At 56.1% G+C, this 4,717-nt stretch carries 2 protein-coding genes and 2 pseudogenes; 1 reads left to right on the top strand and 3 read right to left on the bottom strand.

Features of this window, described 5'->3' with window-relative positions:
- The 3 genes and pseudogenes from Q7S58_RS22405 to Q7S58_RS21920 form a co-directional block, all read right to left on the bottom strand.
- Positions 1-162 (bottom strand): annotated as a pseudogene (locus Q7S58_RS22405) (sugar kinase); the annotation flags it as partial.
- A 208-nt stretch (positions 163-370) separates the two neighbouring features.
- Positions 371-601, bottom strand: a complete 231-nt coding sequence (locus Q7S58_RS21925) for a hypothetical protein (protein WP_304831037.1) — start codon at positions 599-601, stop codon at positions 371-373.
- A gap of 888 nt (positions 602-1,489) precedes the next feature.
- Positions 1,490-1,747 carry a hypothetical protein gene (locus Q7S58_RS21920; RefSeq protein ID WP_304831035.1) on the bottom strand — a complete coding sequence of 86 codons (258 nt, stop codon included), beginning with the start codon at positions 1,745-1,747 and terminating at the stop codon, positions 1,490-1,492.
- A gap of 24 nt (positions 1,748-1,771) precedes the next feature.
- On the opposite strand from Q7S58_RS21920, the pseudogene Q7S58_RS21915 reads away from it, so the two are divergent.
- Positions 1,772-4,717: pseudogene (locus tag Q7S58_RS21915) on the top strand (glycosyl transferase); the annotation flags it as partial.

The following is a 4,717-nucleotide window of genomic DNA, read 5'->3' as shown; positions in this document are numbered from 1 at the left end:
GGGTGCGATTCCTAATTTTGCGCAACAAAAAGCGGCTGTGACGGCGTTGCCGCCGAAAGAGATTGCATAGGTCTTTGCAACGTATTTCTCGTCTCCAGTCGGCATTCGGTCGGTGAGAAACGTCACATCGATATAGGTTTGTCCAATGAAGAGTGCGCGCATCGTTCTTGTTCCGTAACTACGAGGCGATCCGCGACCCACGCCGAGAACTCGCCGATTTCGATCCCGTAGAACTGATTCATATCCATTTTCGAGAGCGAGATTAAACCTGGCTTTCGCCGACCAGCCTTGGAACGACCCCTCGGTCAACACTCTATTAGGCTGGTGAAATCTATGACTGCATCGGAGAGGGAACGCCTCGAACGACGGCTTACTCGGGACGACACCGCAGGCGCTCGAAATCATTCCACGCCGCTTCCATCTGCGCCATCATCGTGTCAAGAATTTCCTTGCTGTCGATGATTGGCCACCATCCGCCGATACCCACCCCGTTGCGTGATGCACTGATTTGCGGTCCGTTAAGTCCGTGTCCGATGAGCTTGTAGCGGATCGCCGGGCCGTCCTCGACTGTCGACGTCTCGGTTCGTTCGAATCCACTCATTGCAGCTCCTTTCTATCTTCGATTTTCAGTGTGACGCAACAACATATCAACTTTGCTTGCAGCGGATACGTGCTCACTCTTAACTATTATACATCGGATAGCGGCAGCTTCGCACTTAATCCATGATCCCGGTCGATGTTCGTGGGCTGCCTACTAGCAATCTGACTTCGTCGTATCCATGTATAAATACAATACTTTGTGGCGACGAGCGCTCTGATATATAGAGGAAATAATGAATAATCATAGTCCCTGCTAGATAAACGACCACCAATCCGATCTCCGCGGCATCAAAGACGGAATGTACGCAATGGACAGGGACGGCCAGCTATCGTTCGGCCCATTTTTTTAACGCGAGAATTGCTTGACGAGGATCGGTCAGCTCAAAAGTTGGTCGGCTTTCTGTAAGCAGCGGCGACGGACAAACTGAGAGCCTATATGCCGCAATGAAAACATTGACGTGACCCGGAAGGGGGCGGAATATTGATATATATTGCGCTCCGGCCACGAGTCGGGTGCGACGGGTATCCTGGACCTACCTGAACAAGAACGACGGGAGCTGGGCCATCCTGCTCGCCGCGCTAGTATCTTGCCGGTCCATGCGCGACGGGGTTGGCCTGCTCACGAAGCAGGGATCACCCGCGCTGTCAGTTTTCGATTAGCTTAAGTGCGGGAGACTGAACAGCGAAATCAAAAACGATTGTTGTTGGGAGCGCCGCTATATTAAACCCTCCGATCCTGAGCTTCCTTTCGAGGTCGTCGCCGGCTGCCCCATGGGCAAATGAAGAAGCGATCCGGGAAGAGCTTTTCAGCATTGAGCGTCTGGAGCAACACGCTGAGAGTCTGGCCGCAGCACGGTCCGTCAACTCAAGACCGGAAAGTGGACGATCTTTAGCAAAACGTCTCCGCGATAACGAGGGAGCTCTTCTCAAAGCCTATGGTGCTATTGCTGAAGCGGTTCGGGAGAAGCGCCCAATCACGGCGGCGGCCGAGTGGCTGATCGAGAATTTTCACATCGTCGAAGATCAGATCCGTGAGATCCGAACCGATCTTCCCGTGAGTTTTTACCGGCAGCTTCCAAAGCTGGCTGAAGGCCCATTCCAGGGCTACCCGCGGGTTTTTGAAATCGCTTGGGCTTTTGTTGCGCATACGGACAGCCGTTTCGAACCCGAGATGTTACGCCGTTTCGTCCTGGCCTATCAGCGCGTACACCCGCTCACGATCGGTGAGCTCTGGGCTCTCGCAATCACCGTTCGCATCGTGCTGGTGGAGAATCTTCGGCGTTTGGGCGATCGCATGGTGAGTGACCGAGAATCTCGCGAGAACGCGGATGGCTTGGCTGATCGCTTGCTCGGCATAATTACCGGGACTCCTGAACTGGCCGTGACGGCCCTGCAAGATCTTGCGAAATCGCCGCTCAAGACTGCTTTTGCGGTTCAGCTTGTTCAGCGTTTGCGCGATGAAGATCCGGAGGGAATGCCGGCGCTTCTGTGGTTGGACGAACGTCTCAGATCTCAGGGCACGATCGCCGAGGAAATCGTTCAAGAAGAGCACCAGAGACAGGGTGCGATGAACGTCACCATCCGCAACATCATTACGAGCATGCGGCTGATGTCCGCCCTTGACTGGGTGGAGTTTTTTGAAAGCGTCAGCCTGGTCGATGAAACGCTACGGGCGGGTAGTGATTTTGCCAATATGGATTTTCCAACTCGGGATCGATATCGGCGCGCCATTGAAAACCTCGCGCGCGGTTCAAAGCATTCGGAAATTGACGTCGTTCGGAAAGTTCTACTCGCCGCAAACCATGCAGCTGCGGACCAGCAAACCAAAATGGATCGATGGGATACGCGCAAGCTCGATCCCGGTTACTACTTGATCGCTGGAGGACGTTGCGCTTTCGAAAGGGAGCTCGGATTTCACGCTCCGCTCAAGGATTGGTTGAAACGCGCGAACGCGGTGGTCGGGATCTCAGGATATCTTGCGACCATCGCCTTCGCCGCCGGGTTAATTCTGGCATTGGCCTTGCTCGCGGTCCTTTGGGCAGGCACGGGTGGGTGGGTTCTTCTACCGCTCGCGATTTTTGGACTGTTCGTCTCGACGGATGCCGCAATCACGCTGGTAAACCGCGCCGTCACAAATCGGTTCGGCCCAGCTGCCCTCCCTGGACTCGAACTTCGTAACGGTGTCTCGGCTGAACTCCGCACAATTGTCGTCGTGCCCGCACTTCTTACGACACGCACGGCGGTCGATGAGCTCATCGAGCGAATAGAGGTGCATTATCTCGCGAGCTCCGACGGCGATCTCCGGTTTGCTCTTCTGTCGGACTGGATCGACTCGCCGACTGAAAGTTCGCCAGGTGACGAGGAGCTTCTGGGTGCTGCCATAGAAGGTGTCGCACGCCTCAATAACCGACACGGACCGGCAGCCGACGGACCTCGGTTTTTCTTGCTCCATCGCCGGCGGATCTGGAACGAGAGCCAGGGGAGTTGGATGGGATGGGAACGCAAGCGCGGCAAGCTGCATGAGCTGAACCGGCTACTTCGTGGCGCCAACGACACGACTTTCCAGGAGATCGGTGGCGGGTTGCCGCTCGTCCCTCCCGGTGTTCGATATGTAATTACCTTGGACGCGGACACGAGGCTGCCAATGGGAGCCGCAAAGCGTCTGATCGGGAAGATGGCCCACCCGCTTAATCGGCCAAGGCTCGATCCCGATTGCGGACGTGTAGTCGAAGGATACGGCGTGCTGCAGCCACGCGTAACGCCGTCGCTTCCCACTTCTCAGGAAGGTTCGATATTCCAGCGCGTCTTCTCGACCGCGAGCGGCATCGACCCATACGCATCGGCCGTTTCGGACGTGTATCAGGACCTGTTCGAGCAAGGCTCCTATAGCGGCAAGGGCATTTACGACCTGGATGTCTTCGAAGCCGCCCTGGAAGGCCGTATCCCTGAGAACACGGTGCTCAGCCATGACCTCCTCGAGGGGATTTTCGCGCGCGCCGGACTGGTCTCCGACGTCGAAGTGTTTGAAGATTTTCCATCCCGGTACGACGTTGCTGCGGCGCGCCAGCATCGATGGGCTCGTGGCGATTGGCAATTGCTCCCCTGGATAATCGGCGCCAATCGAAATTTTGGGAACCGCCGCGAGCAAACTGTCATTCCCCTGTTAGGCCGCTGGAAGCTCGTGGACAATCTTCGACGCACCCTGTCGGCTCCAGCCGCCTTCCTCGCCATTCTGGCCGGATGTTCCCTTCTGCCAACGACGGCTGCATTGGTCTGGTGTGGCTTTGTTCTTTTTGCGCTCTCACTGCCGGCAATGCTTCCTCTTCTCGCCAGAGTCATACCGGGGCGTTACGGTATCACCCCGTTAAGCCACCTGCGCGCATTTCGCTCTGACCTCAAACTTGCCGTGTTGCAGTTCGTTCTTCAAGTAACGTTGCTCGCGCATCAGAGCTGGTTAATGGTGGATGCGATTGTGCGGACGCTATTCAGGCTGTTCGCGCGGCGTCGATTGCTGGAGTGGGTAGCCGCCGCGCAGGCGACTTTCGATCAAAGACTCCGATTGTTTGGTTTCTATCGGCGCATGGCGGGAGCCGTCGCTTTAGCCGCCTCCGGCGCCGTCATCCTCGCTTATTCTGGCCGTAATTCCTGGCTGATCGGCATTCCGTTCTTCGGCGCTTGGATGCTCTCGCCGGCAATGGCTTGGTGGGTGAGCCGGGTCCCGCCTTTAAATCGCAAACCTCTATCGGACAGCGATTCAGCAAGCCTTCGCCTGGTGGCGCGACGTACATGGGGTTTCTTCGAGACCTTCGTCACCGCGGAGGAGCACATGCTTCCTCCCGATAATTTTCAGGAAACCCCGAAGCCGGTCTTGGCGCATAGGACATCGCCGACAAACATCGGTCTCTATCTTTTATCAGTCCTCGCGGCGCGCGATTTCGGCTGGCTTGGCATTACCGCGGCGGTAGATCGATTAGAAGAAACTTTTTGTACGATGAACAAACTGGACCGTTACCGCGGCCATTTTTTCAACTGGTATGACACGCGCAATCTTCATCCACTCGAGCCAAAATACGTATCCGCCATCGACAGCGGGAATCTCGCAGGACATTTAATCGCA

This window comes from Candidatus Binatus sp., assembly GCF_030646925.1.
GTDB lineage: Bacteria > Desulfobacterota > Binatia > Binatales > Binataceae > Binatus.
This window is presented reverse-complemented; position numbering and strand designations above follow the sequence as displayed.